Genomic DNA, 2,556 nt, shown 5'->3' on the forward strand with positions numbered 1-2,556 from the left:
CGCCGAAGCAGATCAGGTCGAGGTCGTTTGTCACGGCGTCATACCCGGCGGAGACAGCCGCGAGAAATGCCTTGTCGTCCATCGCCGGCACTTGGGTGAAGTCGCCAGTCGGATGGTCGAGATCGAGTGGGATGACATCGAGTTCGGCGCCGGCCATGCGGGCAAGCTGGTTGATGGCGGCGCCGCCGCCGGCGAAATTCGCCACCATCTGCACGGTGACTTCCGAGGGATAGGCCGACACGCCTTGCGCGGTGACGCCATGGTTGCCGGCGAATACGAAAACCTTGACGCGGTCGAGTTTCGGCATGTCGCGGCCCTGCCAGCGCGCCAGCCAGGCGGCGATGGTCTCCAGCCGGCCGAGGCTGCCTTGCGGCTTGGTCAGCGTGTCCTGGCGGCGGGCGACCGCATTGGCCGCGGCATCGCTGCCGGCCGGTAGGTCGAGGCAGGCGGCGCGCAATTCACTAAGGGATTTGAAGGGCATGGGGGCAAAGTCTCCGAAAAGGAATCAGGCCAAGAGAATCAGGCCAGGGGATCAGGAAAGCGCTACGGAAGCGACGAGCAGCACCGCGATCTCGCTTGCCTGCTGCAAGGCGCCGATCGTGTCGCCGGTCTGGCCATCGATCTGGTTGAGGCAAAGGGCGCGGAACGCGGCAAACAGCAGGCCAAGCAGGATCAGCGCGAAGATGGCTCCGCCGAGCCCGAGCAGGAGCAGCGGGATCGCGCCGAGCACGGCGCCGGCGATGGCGGTTTCCTGCGAGACGGTGCCGGCATCGGCCGAGAGGCCATCGACTCGCGCTGGAGGCAAGAGATGCATGAAGGCGCCAAGCAGGCCGCGCGAGGCCGCGTGTGCGGCTATGAGGGCGAAGAGGGCCTGAGTGGGATCGACGAACTCCGACAGCGCGCTCCAGCGGATCAGCAGCGACAGGCCCAGCGCCATGGCACCATAGGCGCCGATGCGGCTGTCGCGCATGATCTCGAGTTTGCGGCCGCGTGATTTGCCGCCGCCAAAGCCGTCGGCGACGTCGGACAGCCCGTCCTCATGCAGGCAGCCGGTGGTGAGCACGGTTGCCACGAGAGCAAGGGCCGCCGCTGGCCCCATGGCCAGGCCAAACCGTTCGGCCGTGGCAAAGACGATGGCGCCGATCAGGCCGACGACAAGTCCGGCGATGGGGGCTGCCCAGATTGCGGCGGCAAGGCTGCGGCCGCGAAAATCGAAGACGGGCAGCGGCAGACGGGTGAAGAAGACCAGGCAAAGCGCGGTGTCGTCGACGACCTGCCGTGGGGAAAGAGCCAGGTTCCTGAACTTCATGCTCTAGCCCCTCGCAATGGCATGGAAGAAGGTGCCGCTGGCATGGCCGCGCCGGTAGCCCGAGGCGCCTATCGGATTGCCCTGGCCATCGGCAAGGTCGGCGAGCGGTTCGTCATTGCCGGTGGCCGTCATCTGCGCATAGTGGAATTCGTGGCCGCGAATCAGCGCCCCAGCCGAGCCCAGCGGGCAATCGGCGCGCAGCCGCGCCTCGCGATAGCCGAGGTTCATCTTGCGTTTGGCGAAGCTGGTGGAATGGCCGAGCAGGCCGAGCATCGCATGCGTTTCGCCCGACGCGTCCTCCAGCGCTTCGCCCAGCACCATGAAGCCACCGCACTCGCCGTGGATGGGCTTCGTCGTGGCGAAACGGGTCATCCCGGCGCGGAAAGTCGCGGCGGCGGCGAGCTTGCCGGCGTGAAGCTCGGGATAGCCGCCCGGCAGCCAGCAGACATCGCAAGCCTCGTCGGGCGCTTCGTCGGCGAGCGGCGAGAACGGGACGATTTCGGCGCCGGCCTTGCGCCAGTAGGCGGCGACATGCGGATAGAGGAAGGTGAAGGCGGCATCCTCGGCCAGTGCGATCCGCTGGCCGGGCGGCGCCAGTGCGTCGGTGAAGCCGCCAGACGCCGGGGTGAAGGGTGTCGCCAGGGCCATGATCGCATCGAGGTCGAGCGATTTCTCCGCCATGTCGGCCAGCCGGTCGAGATGCGCCATCAGGTCGTCATATTCGCCGGCCTGGACGAGGCCGAGATGGCGTTCGGGCAGGTTCAGCGTGGGATCGCGCAGGATGGCGCCGACGACTGGCAGGCCGATCGCCTCGATGGCGTCGCCCGACAGCCGGCGGTGCCGCTCGCTGCCCAACCGGTTGAGCACTACACCGGCCATGCGTACATCCGGATCGTAGGTGGCAAAGCCCTTGGCGACGGCGGCCGCGGTGGTCGACTGGCCGGAGACGTCGAGCACCAGCAGCACCGGCAGGCCGTAGAGCCGAGCCAAGTCTGCGGCTGACCCGGTGCGCCCCGGCGAGGCCGGAATGCCGTCGAACAGGCCCATGGCGCTTTCGAGGATGACGAAATCGGTGTCGTCGGCGGCTTGCGCGGCGAGTGCGTTGAGCAGCGATGGCGGCATCGCCCAGCTGTCCAGATTGACGCCCGACAGTCCCGTGGCGGCGGTGTGGAAGCCGGGGTCGATATAGTCGGGGCCGGATTTGGCGCCTCGCACCTTCAGCCCACGCCGGGTGAGCGCGCGTAAAA

Annotated in this window: 3 protein-coding genes; all 3 read right to left on the reverse strand. The window is 67.8% G+C overall.

The window, feature by feature from the left end:
* On the reverse strand, positions 1–481 hold a 481-nt coding region (locus EN964_RS31555), incomplete at its 3' end, for a nicotinate-nucleotide--dimethylbenzimidazole phosphoribosyltransferase (protein WP_206528786.1).
* A gap of 51 nt (positions 482–532) precedes the next feature.
* Positions 533–1,309 carry an adenosylcobinamide-GDP ribazoletransferase gene (gene cobS, locus EN964_RS31560; protein ID WP_127268501.1) on the reverse strand — a complete coding sequence of 259 codons (777 nt, stop codon included), beginning with the start codon at positions 1,307–1,309 and terminating at the stop codon, positions 533–535.
* Positions 1,310–1,312: 3 nt separating this feature from the next.
* A partial coding sequence (locus EN964_RS31565; protein WP_127277210.1) for a cobyrinate a,c-diamide synthase occupies positions 1,313–2,556 on the reverse strand: 1,244 nt, incomplete at its 5' end.

The organism is Mesorhizobium sp. M7A.F.Ca.CA.001.10.2.1, from assembly GCF_003998575.1.
Lineage (GTDB): Bacteria > Pseudomonadota > Alphaproteobacteria > Rhizobiales > Rhizobiaceae > Mesorhizobium.